The 18,330-nt window shown below is 41.2% G+C and carries 21 protein-coding genes and 1 tRNA gene; 9 read left to right on the forward strand and 13 right to left on the reverse strand.

Going from position 1 to position 18,330, the window contains the following annotated elements:
- The first annotated feature begins 163 nt into the window (after positions 1-163).
- Positions 164-367 (forward strand): hypothetical protein, encoded by a 204-nt coding sequence (locus E2R65_RS12070; RefSeq protein ID WP_134336733.1) that lies wholly within the window; start codon positions 164-166, stop codon positions 365-367.
- 846 nt (positions 368-1,213) lie between these two features.
- On the opposite strand, the gene E2R65_RS12080 is transcribed toward E2R65_RS12070, so the two are convergent.
- The 5 genes from E2R65_RS12080 to E2R65_RS12100 are packed head-to-tail and all read right to left on the reverse strand — an operon-like array spanning position 1,214 to position 4,017.
- Complete coding sequence (locus E2R65_RS12080) at positions 1,214-1,513, reverse strand: HigA family addiction module antitoxin (RefSeq protein WP_134336734.1); 300 nt, start codon at positions 1,511-1,513, stop codon at positions 1,214-1,216.
- Positions 1,514-1,523: 10 nt separating this feature from the next.
- A complete protein-coding gene (locus E2R65_RS12085) occupies positions 1,524-1,802 on the reverse strand; it encodes a type II toxin-antitoxin system RelE/ParE family toxin (RefSeq protein ID WP_134336735.1) in 279 nt (92 codons plus the stop codon).
- Between the two features lie 49 nt (positions 1,803-1,851).
- Positions 1,852-2,751 (reverse strand): sterol desaturase family protein, encoded by a 900-nt coding sequence (locus E2R65_RS12090; RefSeq protein ID WP_134336736.1) that lies wholly within the window; start codon positions 2,749-2,751, stop codon positions 1,852-1,854.
- A 1-nt stretch (position 2,752) separates the two neighbouring features.
- Positions 2,753-3,811 carry a 3-dehydroquinate synthase gene (gene aroB, locus E2R65_RS12095; protein ID WP_134336737.1) on the reverse strand — a complete coding sequence of 353 codons (1,059 nt, stop codon included), beginning with the start codon at positions 3,809-3,811 and terminating at the stop codon, positions 2,753-2,755.
- Complete coding sequence (locus tag E2R65_RS12100) at positions 3,811-4,017, reverse strand: RNA-binding S4 domain-containing protein (RefSeq protein ID WP_134336738.1); 207 nt, start codon at positions 4,015-4,017, stop codon at positions 3,811-3,813. Before E2R65_RS12100 ends, aroB begins: the two co-directional genes overlap by 1 nt.
- Positions 4,018-4,174: 157 nt before the next feature.
- On the opposite strand from E2R65_RS12100, the gene E2R65_RS12105 reads away from it, so the two are divergent.
- Positions 4,175-5,353, forward strand: coding sequence for a proline dehydrogenase family protein (locus E2R65_RS12105; RefSeq protein ID WP_134336739.1), 1,179 nt, complete (start codon positions 4,175-4,177; stop codon positions 5,351-5,353).
- 115 nt (positions 5,354-5,468) lie between these two features.
- On the opposite strand, the gene E2R65_RS12110 is transcribed toward E2R65_RS12105, so the two are convergent.
- Genes E2R65_RS12110 through E2R65_RS12125 form a run of 4 tightly spaced genes read right to left on the reverse strand, consistent with a single transcriptional unit; the run spans position 5,469 to position 9,925 of the window.
- Positions 5,469-5,948, reverse strand: a complete 480-nt coding sequence (locus E2R65_RS12110) for a DinB family protein (protein WP_192901927.1) — start codon at positions 5,946-5,948, stop codon at positions 5,469-5,471.
- A 15-nt stretch (positions 5,949-5,963) separates the two neighbouring features.
- Entirely contained in the window at positions 5,964-6,596 is a 633-nt protein-coding gene (locus E2R65_RS12115; protein WP_134336741.1) for an HAD family hydrolase, read from the reverse strand.
- A 36-nt stretch (positions 6,597-6,632) separates the two neighbouring features.
- Positions 6,633-9,116 carry a response regulator gene (locus tag E2R65_RS12120; protein WP_134336742.1) on the reverse strand — a complete coding sequence of 828 codons (2,484 nt, stop codon included), beginning with the start codon at positions 9,114-9,116 and terminating at the stop codon, positions 6,633-6,635.
- Positions 9,117-9,118: 2 nt separating this feature from the next.
- A complete protein-coding gene (locus E2R65_RS12125) occupies positions 9,119-9,925 on the reverse strand; it encodes an alpha/beta fold hydrolase (protein ID WP_134336743.1) in 807 nt (268 codons plus the stop codon).
- 352 nt (positions 9,926-10,277) lie between these two features.
- On the opposite strand from E2R65_RS12125, the gene E2R65_RS12130 reads away from it, so the two are divergent.
- The 4 genes from E2R65_RS12130 (at position 10,278) to E2R65_RS12145 (ending at position 14,170) form a co-directional block, all read left to right on the forward strand.
- Positions 10,278-10,351 (forward strand) — tRNA-Ile (locus E2R65_RS12130).
- Between the two features lie 261 nt (positions 10,352-10,612).
- The gene (locus E2R65_RS12135) at positions 10,613-11,512 is read left to right on the forward strand and encodes a hypothetical protein (protein ID WP_134336744.1); all 900 of its coding nucleotides are present in this window, start codon (positions 10,613-10,615) and stop codon (positions 11,510-11,512) included.
- A gap of 178 nt (positions 11,513-11,690) precedes the next feature.
- Entirely contained in the window at positions 11,691-12,302 is a 612-nt protein-coding gene (locus tag E2R65_RS12140) for a hypothetical protein (RefSeq protein ID WP_134336745.1), read from the forward strand.
- Positions 12,303-12,958: 656 nt separating this feature from the next.
- Positions 12,959-14,170, forward strand: coding sequence for a site-specific integrase (locus E2R65_RS12145; RefSeq protein ID WP_134336746.1), 1,212 nt, complete (start codon positions 12,959-12,961; stop codon positions 14,168-14,170).
- A 65-nt stretch (positions 14,171-14,235) separates the two neighbouring features.
- Here the strand turns inward: E2R65_RS12145 and E2R65_RS12150 are convergent, their stop codons facing one another.
- The 4 genes from E2R65_RS12150 to E2R65_RS12165 form a co-directional block, all read right to left on the reverse strand.
- The gene (locus tag E2R65_RS12150; RefSeq protein WP_134336747.1) at positions 14,236-14,418 is read right to left on the reverse strand and encodes a hypothetical protein; all 183 of its coding nucleotides are present in this window, start codon (positions 14,416-14,418) and stop codon (positions 14,236-14,238) included.
- Positions 14,418-14,702, reverse strand: a complete 285-nt coding sequence (locus E2R65_RS12155) for a hypothetical protein (protein ID WP_134336748.1) — start codon at positions 14,700-14,702, stop codon at positions 14,418-14,420. The genes E2R65_RS12150 and E2R65_RS12155 overlap by 1 nt, the downstream gene beginning before the upstream one ends.
- An 80-nt stretch (positions 14,703-14,782) precedes the next feature.
- Positions 14,783-15,085, reverse strand: a complete 303-nt coding sequence (locus E2R65_RS12160) for a JAB domain-containing protein (protein WP_134336749.1) — start codon at positions 15,083-15,085, stop codon at positions 14,783-14,785.
- 286 nt (positions 15,086-15,371) lie between these two features.
- The gene (locus E2R65_RS12165; RefSeq protein ID WP_134336750.1) at positions 15,372-15,851 is read right to left on the reverse strand and encodes a hypothetical protein; all 480 of its coding nucleotides are present in this window, start codon (positions 15,849-15,851) and stop codon (positions 15,372-15,374) included.
- A gap of 210 nt (positions 15,852-16,061) precedes the next feature.
- On the opposite strand from E2R65_RS12165, the gene E2R65_RS12170 reads away from it, so the two are divergent.
- From E2R65_RS12170 to E2R65_RS12180, 3 genes are read left to right on the forward strand one after another with little or no spacing between them, the layout of a single operon-like run.
- Positions 16,062-16,739 carry a recombinase family protein gene (locus E2R65_RS12170; RefSeq protein ID WP_134336751.1) on the forward strand — a complete coding sequence of 226 codons (678 nt, stop codon included), beginning with the start codon at positions 16,062-16,064 and terminating at the stop codon, positions 16,737-16,739.
- A 44-nt stretch (positions 16,740-16,783) separates the two neighbouring features.
- On the forward strand, positions 16,784-16,963 hold the full coding sequence (locus E2R65_RS12175; protein WP_134336752.1) for a hypothetical protein: 180 nt from the start codon (positions 16,784-16,786) through the stop codon (positions 16,961-16,963).
- 3 nt (positions 16,964-16,966) lie between these two features.
- A complete protein-coding gene (locus E2R65_RS12180) occupies positions 16,967-18,295 on the forward strand; it encodes a radical SAM/SPASM domain-containing protein (protein ID WP_229704617.1) in 1,329 nt (442 codons plus the stop codon).
- The last annotated feature ends 35 nt before the right edge of the window (positions 18,296-18,330 follow it).

The following is an 18,330-nucleotide window of genomic DNA, read 5'->3' on the forward strand; positions in this document are numbered from 1 at the left end:
AATTTATTGAACGTTAAACTCTGATAAACAAGTAAATACCTAATTAAATAAAGCTTAAAATATTTTATCTTAAGTAAATTCGTTTAAAATGCGTATCTTGTGGTCATTCAAAGCATCCGCTTTCTCAGGGCGGATGCTTTTTTTATTCACTAAAAATCAAAATATGGCTAAATCGCAGGCAACCTTCATGAAGAAACAACTGGAAAAGAACAGGGCTAAAAAGAAAGAGGAGAAAGCAATGCGCAAGCAGGAGCGCCAGGAAAATTCAACCGGGGGCGACCTTGACGGCATGATGGCCTACGTAAACGAATTTGGCGAGATCGTATCAACACCGCCGGAAAAGAAAACCAAAACAGACGAAGAATAAGCTACCGCTTAAAACTTCGTAAATATCCTCAGCACATTTTATCTGGCACCCACGGTGTACGGGTGCAGATAAAATATATCCTGCTCGCCTTTGATGCCGCGAGCGCCTGTTTAAGCATCCACGCTTGAACATAAGAAAAATGTAAGCGTCTACGCTTACAACTAATCAATTATCTTTAAAGGACTTTCCGGATTAGCGCTGCTATACCAAAACTCATGTGCCGAGCCAACAAAACCTGCCCTAACCGGATTGTCATGAATGTAATCTATTTTTTGGTCAGTTACAGTTGGTGAATAAAGTAATACCGGATAATTTCCATTTTGCCAAAATTGATGATGAACGTTTAGCGGATTATATTTTCCCGCTTTTTCAAACGCCTTCAGCATCCACTCACGTCTGCTTTCTTGCTCATTGTTAGCTGTAAGCTTTAAAAATTCTTTTGAAGTGTAGGTTTAAAGTCGCGCAAAACGTTGCCAAGGGAACCATCGGTTTCATTTGCAACCATGTGGATATGATTTGTCATAATCACATATGCATAAATATTCAAGTTTTTATGGTGTTGGCACCATTGAAGATTTTGTATTATAAGATCACTATACAAACGTCTTGTAAATACATCTATCCAGTTAACTACTGTTAATGTAACGAAGTAAAGTTCGTCTGTTGATGCTTGCGGGCCATGTAATAAATATATGAAAATTGTGTAAGCGTAGACGCTAACACAATTGTTTGTTCAAGCGTGGACGCTTGAATGGGCGGAAAATTTTTACCGGATGAGCAGATATAGAATTATATTATAAGCTTTGTATAGTTTTAACAATTATACAATAACTTAACGTTTTATTATCAGGCGCTTTCTTTATAAAAATGTTGAATAGTTGCACGATTGATCTTGCGCTCTGCATGCCATAACTCATAGTTATTCTGCAGGTTTACCCAAAACTGAGCTGAATTGCCAAAAGCTTCAGAAAGCTTAATAGCCAGTTCCGGGCTGATGCCTAAATGCCCGTTGATAACAGACGATAAATTAGCTCTTGCCATATTTAAACCTTTTGCAACTTCTGTAATAGTTAAACCACGCTCCGTAATAAACAGATCTTTTAGTATCTCGCCCGGATGTGATGGCGGTAATCCTCTTTTAATCATGATTTTCTATTTAATGATAATCTATATAATCTAAGTCAAATACATTTCCATCATCAAATCGAAAAATGATTCTGTAATTTGCATTTACTTTTATCGACCAAAAGTCCTTCAGATTGCCGGTGAGTTTATGAACGCCTAAACCAAGTTGTTTTATATCATCTTCAGATGATATGGCATCTAAAGCAGATAAAACTCTTGTAATTTTCGCTAACTGGTCATGGGGTAGTTTCGCACCGTTGCCATCTTCATAATAAAGTTTTAATCCTTTGTTACGTATGGTTTCAATCATATTACAAATGTAACACGTATTACTGCATGTTACAGTCTTTGTAATAAAATTATTTAATTGTTTGTATTATTTTATACTCTTTTTGCATCATTCTGGCAGTTTGGGTGCTGCCGTCGTGGCTCCAGCCGGGCGGGTTGAACAGGTATTTGATCTTGTTGCCTATGCCGGGCGCGCGTTTTACGTCCCTAAGCAGAGCTTTCCATTCGTGGAAGAGTATATTAACCGGGCCCATGTTTTCGGGCTGGTGAGTAAGGCCGTATTTAACGGGTTCATTGGTGTCTTCGTCATGAAAGGTGCCGAACATCCTGTCCCAAAGTATCAGTACCATGCCCATATTTTTATCCAGATAAGGGATGTTTGATGCATGGTGCACGCGGTGATGCGCCGGGGTTACAAATACCATGGCATACCACTTTGGTAATGGAATGCGGTATTGGGTATGTACCAGGTTTCCGTAAAGCTGGGTAACCAGGTAAGCGTATAAAATATCAATAGCATTAAAACCGAATAAGGCCAGCGGCAGGTAAAAGAAGGTTCGGTACAATGGCTCAAAAACTGTAGAGCGGAAACCGGTTGTAAAATTAAAATGCTCTGATGAATGATGGGTTACATGCATGGCCCAAAACAACCTGCAATAATGCCCGGTGTAATGCAATACCCAGTATAAAAAATCCTGCATGATAACCAGTAAAAACCAGTACCAAAACACATTCTTTATTTGGAATAGCCTGTACTGATATACGTAATTAAGTAAAAGAAATGTACTGCCATTTACCGCCAGATTTAATAAAAAGGCAAGCGTAGTAAGATAAATATTGGTGAAAGTATCGCGCTTTTCGTAATAATGGCGGTTTTCGCGGTAGCTAAACCACATTTCTAAAAGGGTAAGCACTACCAGCAGGCCTACCAAAATAATAACAGCTTCTTTTCGGATATCTAAAGGGGGCATCTTACAGATCGGCGTAATATCTTAAACTGTCACAAAGTTCGTCCTCTGTGCAGATATTATCAATACTGTATTTGCCAATATGTTTCAGTAAAGTGCAATTTATTTGTCCGTTTTGGTTTTTCTTATCCTTTTGCATGTGCTCTAAAAGGGTAGGGAAGGTGCCCTCATCTATTTTATAACGCGGGTAAAGGTGTATCAGCACTTCAGTTATCTCCAGCAGTTCGCTATCCGGCAGGCCAATTTTTTTATTGGATAACCAAGCCTCGCAGATCATGCCGATGGCAATAGCCTCGCCATGCGAAAGCGGATCGGTATCGTTCATTAATGACCAGGTTTCAACCGCGTGGCCAACAGTATGGCCAAAGTTTAGCGCTTTGCGGATGCCTTTTTCATGCGGGTCTGCAATAACCACTTCGTTCTTGATCTGTACGGAACGATGCACCAATTCGTCAGATGGTAAAGTAAGGTCGCTTATTTTTAGCTGGTCCCAATATGTTTTATCTACGATCAGCCCGTGTTTAAGCATCTCTGCCAGGCCGGATAAGATTTGTCGGGCAGGCAAGGTTTGCAGGAAACCACCGTACATAAATACCGCCTTAGGCTGTGTAAACGTACCAATGATATTTTTAACAGCATCCATATCAACACCGGTTTTGCCGCCAACAGATGCATCCACCTGCGATAAAAGGGTAGTAGGTACCTGCACAAAATCTATCCCGCGTTTATAGGTAGATGCCACAAAGCCGCCCATATCGGTTATTACGCCGCCGCCCAGGTTAATAAGCAGCGCTTTACGGTCGGCACCAAAATCTATCAGAGTTTTCCAGATCCCGATGCAAAAATCTATCGTTTTGCTTTCTTCGCCGGCGTTTACTTCAATCAGGTCAAAGTTATCCAGCTCGTCCAGTTGTTCTTTAACAATGGGCAGGCAATGCTCGGTAGTGTGTTCATCCGTCAGGATAAATGCGCGGGAGTAATTGCCTTGTTTTACAAATTTTGCCAGTTCGGTTATGCTGTCGTTAAAATATACGATGTAATTGTCGCTCTGTATGTTATTCATTATACTACCTTGATCTTCTGCCCCCTGAATTCAACCACGTCGCCTTGTTTTACTTTTAGGCGTTTACGGTAATCAACCTCGCCGTTATACACTACTTCGCCGTGCTCTACCACTATTTGCGCTTCGCCGCCTGTTTGTACTAAACCGGCCGCTTTAAGCAGTTGTATCATGGGGATATAGTCGCCTTCTACCTTAAATTCTATCATGGGTGTCAAAATTAAACTATTCGTGTGATAATGAGTTATCATTTTATAATTTTGCACCCAGTTTATAGTTAATAGATCATAGTTGATGGTGTTTGTTTTTACACAGGGCTAAGATTGCTATGATCCATGAACTATTAACGATGAACATCAAACATACATGAGTTTAAACGATAAATTATCTTTCGAAAATACCGAGATCGCCTTCCGCCATTCTACCAATACAGATCTTAACCGCGCATACTGGCTGTTTAGGGCCATCAACGTAAATTTTTTGGTAAAGATTGGTCCGCCAATAACCAACTTTGCCGTTAAAATTGGTTTGCCCATAAAAGGACTTATTAAAGCTACCATATTTAAACATTTTTGCGGCGGCGAAACTATTGAAGAATGCGCCACCACCACCAAAAACCTGGCAGACGGCGGCGTAGGGACGATACTGGATTACTCTGTAGAGGGCGAGGATGAAGAATCTGTTTTTGACAGCACCCGCGATGAGATCATCCGCACCATATTAACTGCCGCTAAAGGCAAAAACATCCCGCTTACGGTTTTTAAAATTACCGGTGTTGGCCGTTTTGGTTTGCTGGAGAAGTTAGATAGTGGTTTAAAGCTAAGTGTTGATGAGCAGCTGGAATGGCAAACCGTGCAGGACAGGGTGCTGGCTATTTGCGAAATGGCCCATTCTGAAGGTGTGCCGGTGATGATAGATGCCGAAGAAAGCTGGATACAGAAAACGATTGATAACCTTGCCCTGAACATGATGCGCTTTTTTAATAAAGAAAAAGCCATTGTTTACAATACCTATCAGTTATACCGCCATGATAAACTTGCTTCTATTATACAAGACCACGCCATTGCCGAGGAAGAGGGTTTTATAATGGGTGCCAAGATTGTACGTGGTGCTTACATGGAAAAAGAACGTAGGCGTGCCGAAGAAAAGGGCTATCCATCGCCCATACAACCTGATAAGGCAGCTACCGACCGCGACTACAATGACGCCTTAATTTACTGTGCCGATAACATTGCCAATATTGCCATAGTTGCCGGGACCCATAATGAAGAAAGCTGCCGCCTGCTGGCCGATCTGCTGAACGAAAAGCAAATAGCGCATAAAAACCCACACGTGTATTTTTCGCAGCTTTTGGGTATGAGTGATAACCTGAGCTTTAACCTGGCCAATGCCAACTACAATGTAGCCAAATATGTGCCTTACGGCCCTATAAAAGCGGTGTTGCCCTATCTGTTCCGCCGTGCGCAGGAGAACACCGCCATTGCCGGCCAGATGAGCAGGGAACTGAGTTTGATTGTTAAGGAGAAAAAGAGAAGGAGTAAGTAAAGAAATTAATAATTCCTTTCATAGAGTTAAAGACGCGAAGTATCGCGTCTTTAACTACGGATGGTATGTTTTGTAGAGACGCGATACTTCGCGTCTTAATTTTTAGAATTATTTTTTAATCCCGTATCACATCCGTATCAACAGGGATATAACCCAGTTGCCTACTCATAATGGCTAACTGCCCCTTGTGATGAAATTCGTGTGTGATGGTGTGGGTAAACAATTGCAGTGGTGTTATGCTCAAAGCCTCTTCGCCTTCCCTTGGCAGGCTAAGGGGGGTGGTCATATCATCTTTATGGTGCAGCAAAAAATCATTTGCTACCAGGTTTACCTGCTCAAACATGCTGCGGATAGCCTGCAGGTTTTTGTGGTTGTCTTCCGTAAAGTAAGGTCGCTGTTCCTGCTGTAAAAAGTTGAGCAGCCAGCCCAGATAGGTATTAGCCACATGCCGCATCAGGCTGCCCATGCTATCGTTATTAAACGAGGGGATGGGTTGGGCCAAATGTTCGGGCCGGATGGTTTCACAATAATTCAACAATGCCCCGCGGGCTGATAAAACCAGTTGATATTGATGTAATAGTGTTGTGTACATCATATTTAACATTTAAAATTAAACCAGATGTTCGCGTTGGGCAAATGCCGCCAGCGTATCCGGGGCGGTCATCAAAAAGGTTTGGATGCCCAGCGTTTTGGCGGCCTCTAAATGCTGCGGACTATCATCAATAAACAAAGTTTCTTCGGCCTTTAGGTTGTTTTCGGCCAGTACCTGTTCAAAAAAATCGGTCTGTGGTTTACGTTTACCCACCAGGTGCGAGTAGTATGTTTTCTCGAACAAGTGCTCGTTATCATCAAAACCAAAATCGGTTTTCAGATAGTTCAGGATGTAAGTGTAGTGGATATCGTTGATGTTACTTAACAGGAACGTGCGATATTTAGCTTTGAATTTCAGTAATAATTCGTGATTGCCGGGCGCAATGCCCAATAAAAGGCTGTTCCAGGCATCGGTTATCTGCTGATCTGTAATGGCCGGGTTGCCAATTTTTTGCTTTACGTAAGCCCTGAATTCATCAGCAGTAACTTCGCCACGATCAAATTGGTCAAAGATCTGATCCTGCTGGCGGTGGCCGAAAAATTCATCGGGGTTGCTGATGCCTAAATCTTTAAAAGCTTGCTGGGCTTTTCGGAAATCAATACTAAAAATAACGTTGCCATAATCGAATATGATATTTTTAATGTTTTGCATATGGGTGTAATAATCATGCGGCGCATACGCTGATCATCATGATTTATTCAGCTTGCCTTTCCAAAAGTTAAACTTATAATAAAAATTATCAAAATCGAAGGGTTTGGTAATGTAATCATCCATACCTGCGTTTAAACATTCTTCCCTGTCCTGTTCGTAAGCGCCTGCCGTCATCGCAATAATAATTGGCCTGTTTTTGCCATAATCTGCAATGATCTGCCGGGTGGCCTGCAGGCCGTCCATCTCGGGCATGTGCACATCCATATAAATGATATCGTAGTGCTGGCGTTTTAAGGATGATAATACTTCCAGCCCGTTAGATACTACATCGCAGCTGTAACCTATATTTTTAAACCCTTTAATTACAATTTTTTGATTAATCAGGTTGTCTTCGGCCACCAGCACACTCACTATATTTTTATCAAAAATAAGCTCTTCGGCAGGTTTTTCCGGTTCGGGTTCCTTTTTCTTTTCGGTATGGAACTCGGATAATTTATCAACCAGCATTTTATGAAAGTACGCCTGCTTAATAGGTTTATCTAATATCGCCGAAAATAGCTTTAAATCCTTTTTACGATCGGGCGGGAAATTGCCTGCCGAACTGAACAGCACCAGCGGGATCTTATTACCGTATAGTTTGTTTATTTTTTTGGCCACATCCAAACCGTTCATATGCGGCATCAGCATATCAATCACTACAATATCGTAATGAGATTGCCCCAGCGCATCAACGCCGTCTAAGCCATTGTCAAAAATATCGGCATGCATGCCCCAATGTTCGCAATGGCCTTTAAGTATGCGCAGGTTGGTTTGGTTATCATCTATTATTAAAACAGATTTTCCGGTAAGATCTTTTTGTATGGTAACCGGCTTATATTCTTTTACCTGACTGTTGGCCTTTAGCTGTATGGTAAATTTAAAGGTAGTGCCTACGCCCACTTCGCTCTCTACCCAAATATGGCCGTTCATCTTTTCGATCAGCCTGGCGCTTATAGCCAGCCCCAGGCCGGTGCCGCCATATTTGCGCGTGGTAGACGAATCTACCTGCGAGAAAGAGTTGAACAGTTTGTGCATCTTATCTTCGGGGATCCCTATGCCGCTATCTTTTACGGCAAATTCAAGCTCGTAAATATTGTTTTTGCGTAACGACAGGTTGATGCTTGTCAGGATCTCGCCGCTATCGGTAAATTTAATGGCGTTGCCCACCAGGTTTACAACAATCTGGCGTAAGCGCGTCATATCGCCAATAAGTTCTGTCGGCACTTCGTGGTCTATCAGGTAAAGCAGGTCAAGATCTTTTTCCTGGGCCTTAAATGAAAGCAGGTCGTATGTTTCTTCGATGATCTTGTGGATGTAAAAGGGATGTTCTTCTAACTCCAGCTTGCCCGATTCTATCTTAGAAAAATCGAGGATCTCGTTGATGATCTCCAGCAAAGCATCTGCACTTATGCGGATAGATTCCACAAAATCAAATTGATCTTCATCCAGCCTGGTGTTTCGCAGCAGGCTGGTCATGCCGATAACACCGTTCATCGGCGTACGGATCTCGTGGCTCATGTTAGCCAGGAATTCAGATTTTGCACGGTTTTGTTCCTCTGCAAGCCGGCTTTTTTCTTCTAACTGAATGTTAAGATCTTTAAGATGCTGGTCGTAAAGGTACTGTTGGGTAATGTTATCAAAGGTCCATAATACACCTTTAACATGTTCGGATACGGTAGGCGTGCAGCAAACGGATAATACCATCAGCTCGGGCTCGGTATAGATCCATTGCCAGTTATTGATTGTTTTATCTTTGGATTGAAATAATTCCATCCCGCGCCTAAAGATCTCTTCTTTATTGCTTGCCCCAGATCGCAGCTCCTGCATTTTTGCTGCCAAAAGGGTAGGGCTAACATTGCCGCCTGTGATGTTAAACAGTTTTGCCGCCGGGCCGTTTATCCAGCTGTTTTTACCGCTATCATCAATAAACACAATGCTTTGCGGTACCGTTTGTAATATGGCGTTAAATCGTACCTTGAGCTCTTCCAGGGCGTAGTGATTGCGCGAAAGATTAATAGTTTCGTTTATTTTGCTGTAAGCTGCAGCTATAAATTCCCTAAAATCGGCATCGATATTAAAACTGTTTGCCCAGCTTAAAACCAAATAACCGCTGATATCCATTTGGTTAATAGGCAGTATCACCAAAGCCTGAGGGAAATTAAAAAGCTTTACAAGCGCAGGGGAGAGGTTGGCCCCCGGCAGCCTTAAATAAACGGGCGCATCTTCATTTGCAAAATCTGCAAAAAGCTTAGGGTCTATATACACAACGGCTTCATCACCGCCCGTTATTACGCGTGTTGTAAGAGCATCCTCATTTTTTATCAGTAAAATATCAGATGCGCCCGTTAATTCCTGCAAATGGCCCATGCTGCGCAGCATCGTCACATTCCAGTTTTCATAGGTATCTATTATGCCCAGGCGTGTTATAAATGCAAGCGCCTGCTTTGCCCAGTTAATAGGTGTGGTAGTAGTTAATTGCAAGATCAGATAAATGATTTAATAGCTGCTATTACTTCCTGTGGTGCACTGATATGGGGGAAATGCCCTTCTGCATCTACATATCTTAGTTTATTGTTGCTGATATTTTTGTTTAAATATTGGGCAACCGCATCGGGCACGGCGATATCATTTTGTGCCTGTATCAGCAATGTTTCTTTACGATAGTTATCCAGTTCCTTACGCACATCAGATTCAAAAATAACCTTAGACACCGCCAGTGCAACATCCGGCCTTATAGCGGCCAGCGTACGTGCAAATGATTCGCCAAGTTCGGGATTATCCGGGTTACCCATGGCCATGCTTGAAAAACCACTTACCCAGGCATAGTAATTGGTGGTCATGGTGTTATACATACTGTCTAACGCCGGCTGGGTAAAACCGCCTGTATAATTAGCGCTTTCATCGTTAAGATACCTGGGCGAAGCGCCAATAAAAACCACTTTAGAAAAATACTTCGGATCTTTTACAGAGGCCAGCATCGTGATCATAGAACTAACGGAATGGGCAACCATAACGGCGTTCTCCAGATCCAGGTCGGCCGCTATATCCAGCAGGTCGTCGGCATAGGCATTGAGGGAGCTGTATTTTATAGGGCTGTAAGCGTTTGGATCGGCGTTGCCGCCGCCAACATTATCATACAATACCATACGGTAGTCCTGGCTAAAAGCCTGTTTAACCACATCCCAGGCGCTTTTGTCGGTGCCGAAGCCATTGCTGAAAACAATCGTCCGGGAGGTATCAGGGTTACCTTCTACCGTGATATTGTTCTTTTTTTTTAAGGTTGGTGACATAAATTATGCTAAAAGTATCGGCAATGCATTCAAAGCGCAAATATATAGCTTACCGTTAAAACACAATGCTTTTCGTATGAAGTATGTTGTAGAGGGTAATACTTTAATTTTAACATTTTAAAGCCGTAATGTATATATAGTTGCAGATACTTATCTGTGTTATTTTAAATAATAGCTTTTGTGCAGTATTACTCATACACAGCAGCTTAAAAGTTAAACCTGCGTTTTAATATAACTTACGTAACTAAACAATGCCCGGATTAGGAATTATTGAAAAAAATATTTCGATTTTAGCTTTTGTTAATTGCTTGTAATTACGTAATATTGCGCCTCGAAAATATAAGTATTTTCCGCGCCTATAGCTCAGTTGGTTAGAGTAGAAGACTCATAATCTTTTGGTCCCTGGTTCGAGCCCAGGTGGGCGCACAAAGCACCTCTTAGTAAAACTAAGGGGTGTTCTTGTTTTTAAGGCTTTAACTTCGTTTTCAAACAGCAGATGATATGTTGGTCGGCTTTCCCGCACATGTATAAAATACCGACTGTAGTCTACCATTCTACCTGGAATAATTTCAAGAACAGCCGCTCAGAAACAGAAATCGTGATTATTGTTCAAAGTTTGCTTTAAAGGCAGCAATAAGTGATCACACCAAACTCCTTTTATAAAAAATAGTTATAACTGCATTAAAAATGACTACCTATCAAAAAACAAGCTTGATATCCGTTGATGAAGCCATCACAAAAGGACGCAAAATGTTACTGCTACCGCGCGTTGTAATGGCCATCGGCCTGTTTTTCTTTCTTTTTGCGATCACACTGATCCTAATAGGGGTTTTTGAAGGGCCTCCGTTCACCGCTAACATTTGGCTTATTTGCACAGGGATTACCGTATTTTGCTTTGTCGTGTTTTTTTACCTGCCGTATCTATTCTGGAGTAAAAGAACTACCCGCTGGAAGTTGTGGGCTTTTGACAACGTAGATGACGTACACGAATTGAAGATCATGGCAACAGAAGCACATCTTTGTCCCGCTTTTGGTACGGTAATGGACAAATTGCAGATCCAGTCGGCTGACGAAAGAGAACAATGGCTTAAATTACAGGAACGTTTTAACTTTCGGAGCGGCTTCATAGATGACCCGGATATACCTTCGACGACAGAAGTTTTCTACTCAAAATTGCATCTTACAATAAATGTTCTTTTTGCATTACTTTTTGTCGCTATTGGTTCGGTCATCGAATATTTTGCCGTAAAGAATGACGGCAAAACGAGTTTAAAAATAGTGGGCGCGGTGATTGCCACTGCTCCGCTTTACTTTATCATTAGGTCCGTTCAACGGATGCTAAAAAAACAGCCAGAGCTGGTGCTAAATAACCAGGGGCTTTTCACCGAACCGACGGGGTTGCTGAACTGGGATCTGATCTTTAATGAAAAAGTAACCAGGGCGGATCAAGGTAAAAGAGGTGTCAAATTCACTTTCAGTTTCCAGCATCCCGGCGGTATTACCCATATTGATATCAGCGACTTTAACATCAGTAAAAGCCGATTGGAAAGACTGATACGCGTGTATAAAGGCCGGTACAGTAGTTAATTTTTGTTAAATTATAACCGTTATCACCATCTACGGGTTTCGGTTTTGGCTTGTATCTCTGTTTGGAGACCAGTAAATATACAAAGGCAAGATATTAGTGTAAAGAGCTGCTAAAATAGGATCTACTTTCTTTTTTAGTTTACCTACTATTCTCGATTTGAATTAATTAAATTAGAACATGAAACTTTCCTTTTTGATACTGATGGGTATGATTATTCTATCTTGTAAGTCGCAGACTACAACAGATCTCCTTTCCCTTAAAGTTGATTCGGATCTCTCAGGCTTTGTGCTTCAGGACAAAGCGTTAAATAAAGAAGAGGACCCTAATTTCGGCCTTACATGCCTCAATACTAATAAAATTGATGGATATGCAATTGGAGACGTAAGGCTTAGTACTTATGCTTATCCCAACGCCAATCTGGCTGATTATAGTAACCTTTCAATATTCGTTAGTGCAAAAGATAAAAACATTTTTTTGGGATTTAATTACAGCTCCGTTAATCAGAAAGAAACAAGAGCCATTATCAACTATTTAAAAAAAATCTACCCGACCTACCAACAAAGCGACACAAAAGGAAATGGGGAATCTTTTTTTTTGGATATTCCTAAACTCAATGCTTGGATCTTTACTTATCAGGGTATCTCAAAAAATAAGGATAACAGTAGTTTCTTTAGTACCAATTTTATTTTTGTTAAAAAAGGAACCCGTATGGAAAACAGCGCAGATACCAAAGTTCAAACCATCAGGGATTATTATAAAATGATGTATCCAGACCTGTTAGCAAAATAAACTTGCAAGAAAGATCTGTGTTTGATTAGATTAACATTGTAAAGATTTGGGTGGCTTGGAACATTATGCCTATAGTGTAGGTATAATGTTCCAACAACAGTAGTTGGCTGTATTAAAAGAACTCTTCAGGCTGTATGGATCCGGCACTAAAAATCCCTGCATCATCTCTTTTTTTGCGCCGTGCTACGGTTGGTTAATCGTGGTAGACAAAAGTAATCCGTCAAATCCTAATTTTGGGATCCTTCAACCAGGAATATGGCTCTGGGAGGATGTATTATAAATATAAAGCAGTATAAAGCACATTTATTGATTTTTATGAAAAGCATATGATACAACACTTAAAACGGATCTTTTTAAGTGACATTGTTGAATAAACATTTAATGTCGTGATGAAAATAAAAAAGCGATTAGTGTCTTTCACCTAATCGCTTCATTTTCAAGTACTCAGAGCGGGAATCGAACCCGCACTCCTTTAACGGGAACAGGATTTTAAGTCCTGCTTTGATTGGCGTAAAATGGTTTAAAATGACAAAATTTACCTATAAAACAGCATTTTTTCTTTCAGTAAAAACCATATAAAATCATAAAAAAACATCATTTGTTGTACCTATGTTGTACCCAAATTTCGTATATTTGAGTATCAAAACAACAAGGCCGTGGCATCATCAATAAAAATTATTCTGCGTAAAAAAGTTACCGCAGACGAAAAATATCCACTCGTTATAAGGATTATTAAAGAACGGAAAACCTCTATTATTTCTTTAGGGCATTCGCTGGATGAAAAAGATTGGGATGCCAAAGCTCAAAGGATAAAAAAATCCCATCCTAATTCTGCACGATTAAACAATATGCTGTCCAAGAAACTGGCCGAAGCAAACGATAAGTATATTGAACTGCAAACCAATAATACAGATACATCATCGCGTAATATCACAAAATCGATTACCGCTACAAAACAAGGGACATTCCTTAAGCAAGCCTCCCTTTATCTTTTGCGTTTAAAGAGTAATGGCAAAGGTAACCAGTTATCAGCCGACACGCCGCGCGTAGAGCGTGTTAAAGAGTTTCTTGGTGGTTCGGACATTAACTTCTCCGAGATTGATGTACCGTTTCTTAAACGCTTTCAGGCCTATCTTAAAGGCACCCGTAAAAATATTAGCGAACGTACTATCGTTAACCACCTTGTGGTTATCCGTACCATTTATAATCAAGCCATAGAAAATAATCTTGTTGACCGTAAACATTACCCGTTTGGCAAGGGTAAAATCAAAATCAAATTCCCTGAATCGCTTAAGATCGGTTTGAGTATTGCTGATGTTAAAGCAATAGAAATCGCCAAGGTAGGCGACCATCCCAACCATGCCCGTAATTTGTGGCTGTTCTCATTTTATTTTGCGGGTATGCGTATATCGGATGTGCTGCGTTTGAAGTGGTCTGATATGCAGGACGGCCGTTTGTATTATAAGATGGGTAAGAACGCCAAAGCCGACTCCATGAAAATACCGGATAAGGCGTTGCCGATCATCGAACAATATCGTCGGGATAACCCTGTACATGATCTGGTGTTTCCTGACTTGGAGACTCTGCCGGATTTAAACGACGAAATACAGGTACAGACCCGCATAAAAACTCGCATCCGTAAAAATAACGAGCAATTGCAAAAGGTACTTGAAGAAGCAAAAGTTACCAAAGCGGTAACCATGCACATAGCGCGGCATAGCTTTGGCAATATATCAGGCGGTAAAATCGACCCCAAAATGCTGCAAAAGTTTTATCGTCACACTTCGATTACAACAACAATGGGCTATCAGGCTAATTTTATACATGAAAATGAGGATGCCGCACTGGATAGTGTTGTTGGATTCTGAATCTAAAGCCAGCTTTATCAATTAACAATAAAGCTGGCCAAAATGAGGAGATTTTAAAAACTCAACTACTTCCAAAGCGCTTTGAGCCATGAAAATGGATTTGCAAAAGTTTCGGTTATGCCAGTGGCGGTACCTTCAGTGATTTGATCCTTAGATGATTTATCTTTGTTTGGATTTTCTTTTTCTCTTTCTTCATCAAAACCTTCCTTGAAGTCCTTGATGGCTTTCTTTATAAATGAATCACCCATTATACTGTCGCATGATAAAAATTATCGGTTGAAGGGTCATAAAGATATGTTTTACCGTTCGTATGGATATACTCATGTCCATCAGGGCAGTGATATAACTCTCCGATTTGTACGTTTCGATGTAAAACATGTCCTTTAAACCAAGCGGTAGCTTTATTTCCAGCGGGATTTATAACAAATTTGCTTACTGCATAGCCACTAAGTTGATTAAAATAAAACTCTTCAGTCTCTAATTTACCCAACAGCCTTGCGAGTGCCTTTCCAGAAGATTTCATGAATGCCATAGTAATAAGTTTTAATTGTTTAGATGACTAAAGCTATTGAATATTATATTATAAAACTATTTTTTCTTTTCATGGCAAAATCAAAACGGTTGTAAGGCTTCTAAGTAAAAGCTTTTACCATGCTGCACCTTTTCGTAAGCCATTTGCTCGGCGAAAGAATAATAGCCGCCACTCGTTACGATGATATGATCCAGCACCTCAATATTTAGCAGCTTTCCCGCATCCATCAAACGGTTCGTCATTTTCTTATCTCCCATGCTTGGCGTTAGATTACCGCATGGGTGATTGTGTGCAAGAATAATAGCGCAGGCATTGGCCTTTAGGGCCGTTACAAATATCAAGCGAGGATCAACAACAGTTCCGACAATACCGCCGCTGGACATTTCACAAATGCCAAGACACGGTTTGCACTGTTGAGAAGAAATATTTTAGATTGCTCAAGTAAGTCAAGTTTGGAGCATTAGTTTGCGTTATCACTCAATTTTAACTTTGTAGATTTAAGTAAAAAAGACAATACACAATAATTTCGAATACTAACTCAAATTAATTAGCACGGCTATCCTTCTTTAAAAGCTCCTTTTATTTATCACCTAGTTCATAAAAATTTTGGAACGTAATTAAAGAACCATAGTTAGCATTCTAACTCACTCTTATACTGGCGCCATTTGCCTAAAGATGCCTGGCGAACCAGCTCAGACTTTTTTCAACAGAAATTCTATTGTTGTAAATATCATGTCCTTCAACTTTCAGGTGCAATGCGGCAAGCTGCTTTTGAAATAAAGCGATCGTTCCCTGATTACCCTGCGGATCAAGGGGTTCAGAAAATACTTGCAAAAACCCGCCGGGAATGAGCACTTTTTTGTTCGTATCTGTTACTTCCACATGATAATAACTTTTGGGATCAATATCCAAGCAGTCCTGTATTCGATAATAGTGTTTCCCGCCTCTGGTAAATACCAATCTGTCAACGATCATCGGGCCGACCCCGTTATTCTGTACATGGACAAATAGCACACCGTCACGATCCATTAAATCGATCTGCGGCAGGGGCTTGACGGATTTCTGGTTATGGACGCGTTGCAGATGCGCCTGATAAAATGTTGCCAGAAGGGCAAAAAAAGACATTGCAAAGGAAAGTGCGAGATCCATTATTGCCACCGTAAAAATAAAAAAGATCATTGCGATTTGCTTATGAGCAAACCATCCTCAACCTATAAGTAAAAAGCCCGGTTTTTCCGCATTAGAAAAATTTCAAAACGATTGATCTACAATGGTTTCAAAAATCCTGTTAAGTGATTTTTAACCAATTTTTACTCAAATATAGTTGATGGTTTAATAGTGAGCGAAAAGAGAAAGTCTATGAAGCAGGCAATAGCCTATTATCGGGTATCAACAGGCAGGCAGGGCAGAAGCGGCTTAGGGCTGGAGGCGCAGCAAAGCGCCGTTGAACATTATTGCAAAGCCAATGACTATCAATTGTTGAACGAGGTGACAGAAGTAAGGTCCACCCGGAAATACCGAGCCGGTTTATTCGATGCGCTTGACCTGTGCAAACAAAACAAAGCAAGCCTGGTCGTTGCCCGCCTTGACAGGCTGGGCCGGGACGTAGAACAGATCGCCAGGATATTTAACCCCCGGTCAAAAATCGAGGTTAAGGTCGTGGACAATCCCTATGCTAATCTGTTTACCATTCACATTCTGGCAGCAGTTGCCGAAGACCAGCGCCAGCGCATCAGCGAAACGACCAAAGAAGCATTAAAGGCTGCAAGAAGCCGCGGTGTTGAATTGGGTAAAAATGGCAAGATGTTCTTATCGGTTGCCAATAGACAGGCAGCAGAAGATTTTGCCCGTAAAATGTCACCGGTGATACAACGGTTTAAAAATCGTGGGATCATTACCGAACGCGCCGTCTGCAATGAATTAAACAAAAAAAGCATACCCACTTTTCGACATGTCGGAAAATGGCACCGAAGTTCAGTTCATACATTGATGACCCGAATAAATAAACAGGAAGAAGAACAGAAACAATCAAAATAAATACAAACAACTAAAATAAATAGAAACAATTAAAAACACAAGCCATGCTGACAACAAACCACAACGACATTCTTTTTGACGATCTTGCAACAATTAGTTCCATTTACCTTTCAGGTAGCCCCGCAGAAAATTCCATGATTTATGGAGATTGCGGCAACCGGTTTGAAACAGAGCCCCCTGTTGATGACATTTTAGATCGAATCGATAATCAATTGTTTTCTTAAACTATGAACACCCTGATACCGTACAGGTCGCCAGAACTGCTCCTTAATCCGGTAACGGATGGTTTTGCCTATGCAGTAAACTGTTCCTTTCCAAATTCATTCCGGCTGTTGAACACTCGCCAATACGAAATATTACGGGCTGTAAATGGCGTTGATGATATACTAACGATAGCGGAACAACTGAATATTGATAACGATACGCTGGAAAAGTTTTTGAGGCTGTTGCACAAAACAGAGCTGATCGCTTTTGACCATCATTTCAGCGTCCTGCAGAAACCCGACAGGCCGAAATCTTTGAACTTCTGGATCCATACGACCAATGCCTGTAACCTGGGATGTAGTTACTGTTATATTTCGACCTTAAACACGGGCAAAGGTATGACGGAGGCGGTTCGGCAACAATTGCGATATAAATTACTGGAAGCAGTAAAATCAAAAGGTATCCGGCATATCCGGTTGCGATTGGCAGGAGGTGAACCGCTGGGCCAGTTCCATGTTTGGAAATTATTTATCCCAGAAGCCAGGAAAGCGTTGGCCGATGCCGGGTGCAGGTTTGATGCGGGGTTTGTTACCAATCTAACATTGTTAAATGATGAGATTATTTCATTCTCAAAAGAGTACGAGATTGGGTTTGGCGTATCGCTGGACGGTGTGGAAGCCACCCACGATGTCACGCGCAGTTTTCGTTCCGGCTGCGGTTCGTTTGGAATTGTTGATGACAATTTGCGCAAGCTGATCGAAGAGGGAGTCCCCGTGTCTGTAAATACGGTAGTAAGCAATTTGAACCTGACAGGCTTGCCCGATTTAACCCGCTACCTGATTGCCCTGGATATTCCTTTCCGTTACTCCATCGTTAGGGGCGAAAAGATCCATGCCGAATTATTGGATGAGTATCTTTCAGCATCCTATACCATCATGCAGGAAGCGATAGCAAGCGGCTGGCAATTTTCTAAACGTTTTCAGTTCTGTGATCTTAAACCGAATGAATTGGGTTTCCAGACCTGTGCATCCGGTTTTTCCGGCGGTGCGATCTATGTGGATGGCAGCTTTAAATACTGCCATGTACAGTTCGGCGAAAAAAGAGATTCACCACATACAATCTTCAACGAAGAATTAGACCTGGTAGATATGATCGCAGGCGGCGAACATCACGAAGATCATAAATCAGATGATTGCAAAACATGCCGCTATCGCTCGGTTTGTACCAGCGGGTGTCCGGTTTACCGTATCGATGGCAAAGACCCGCAATGCAGCCTTTATCACAGCTTCATTCCTAAGTATTATGAGTTGCAAGCAATGGAGCGATTGCGGATATTGCAAAGTATAAGATGATTAAGCAATGAAGCTAATCTGTTTGTAAACATAGT

Source organism: Mucilaginibacter phyllosphaerae (assembly GCF_004378255.1).
GTDB classification, from domain to species: Bacteria; Bacteroidota; Bacteroidia; order Sphingobacteriales; family Sphingobacteriaceae; genus Mucilaginibacter; species Mucilaginibacter phyllosphaerae.

What these genes read in the sequence shown, in the direction of transcription:
- E2R65_RS12180 (WP_229704617.1), top strand. Translation starts at nt 16,967, where the DNA reads ATGAACACCCTGATACCGTACAGGTCGCCAGAACTGCTCCTTAATCCG.
- E2R65_RS12165 (WP_134336750.1), bottom strand. Translation starts at nt 15,851, where the DNA reads ATGGATCTCGCACTTTCCTTTGCAATGTCTTTTTTTGCCCTTCTGGCA.
- E2R65_RS12085 (WP_134336735.1), bottom strand. Translation starts at nt 1,802, where the DNA reads ATGATTGAAACCATACGTAACAAAGGATTAAAACTTTATTATGAAGAT.
- E2R65_RS12090 (WP_134336736.1), bottom strand. Translation starts at nt 2,751, where the DNA reads ATGCCCCCTTTAGATATCCGAAAAGAAGCTGTTATTATTTTGGTAGGC.
- E2R65_RS12150 (WP_134336747.1), bottom strand. Translation starts at nt 14,418, where the DNA reads ATGGGTGATTCATTTATAAAGAAAGCCATCAAGGACTTCAAGGAAGGT.
- E2R65_RS12080 (WP_134336734.1), bottom strand. Translation starts at nt 1,513, where the DNA reads ATGATTAAAAGAGGATTACCGCCATCACATCCGGGCGAGATACTAAAA.
- E2R65_RS12170 (WP_134336751.1), top strand. Translation starts at nt 16,062, where the DNA reads ATGAAGCAGGCAATAGCCTATTATCGGGTATCAACAGGCAGGCAGGGC.
- E2R65_RS12100 (WP_134336738.1), bottom strand. Translation starts at nt 4,017, where the DNA reads ATGATAGAATTTAAGGTAGAAGGCGACTATATCCCCATGATACAACTG.
- E2R65_RS12125 (WP_134336743.1), bottom strand. Translation starts at nt 9,925, where the DNA reads ATGTCACCAACCTTAAAAAAAAAGAACAATATCACGGTAGAAGGTAAC.
- E2R65_RS12115 (WP_134336741.1), bottom strand. Translation starts at nt 6,596, where the DNA reads ATGCAAAACATTAAAAATATCATATTCGATTATGGCAACGTTATTTTT.
- E2R65_RS12175 (WP_134336752.1), top strand. Translation starts at nt 16,784, where the DNA reads ATGCTGACAACAAACCACAACGACATTCTTTTTGACGATCTTGCAACA.
- E2R65_RS12070 (WP_134336733.1), top strand. Translation starts at nt 164, where the DNA reads ATGGCTAAATCGCAGGCAACCTTCATGAAGAAACAACTGGAAAAGAAC.
- E2R65_RS12155 (WP_134336748.1), bottom strand. Translation starts at nt 14,702, where the DNA reads ATGGCATTCATGAAATCTTCTGGAAAGGCACTCGCAAGGCTGTTGGGT.
- E2R65_RS12105 (WP_134336739.1), top strand. Translation starts at nt 4,175, where the DNA reads ATGAGTTTAAACGATAAATTATCTTTCGAAAATACCGAGATCGCCTTC.
- E2R65_RS12110 (WP_192901927.1), bottom strand. Translation starts at nt 5,948, where the DNA reads ATGATGTACACAACACTATTACATCAATATCAACTGGTTTTATCAGCC.
- aroB (WP_134336737.1), bottom strand. Translation starts at nt 3,811, where the DNA reads ATGAATAACATACAGAGCGACAATTACATCGTATATTTTAACGACAGC.
- E2R65_RS12160 (WP_134336749.1), bottom strand. Translation starts at nt 15,085, where the DNA reads ATGTCCAGCGGCGGTATTGTCGGAACTGTTGTTGATCCTCGCTTGATA.
- E2R65_RS12135 (WP_134336744.1), top strand. Translation starts at nt 10,613, where the DNA reads ATGACTACCTATCAAAAAACAAGCTTGATATCCGTTGATGAAGCCATC.
- E2R65_RS12140 (WP_134336745.1), top strand. Translation starts at nt 11,691, where the DNA reads ATGAAACTTTCCTTTTTGATACTGATGGGTATGATTATTCTATCTTGT.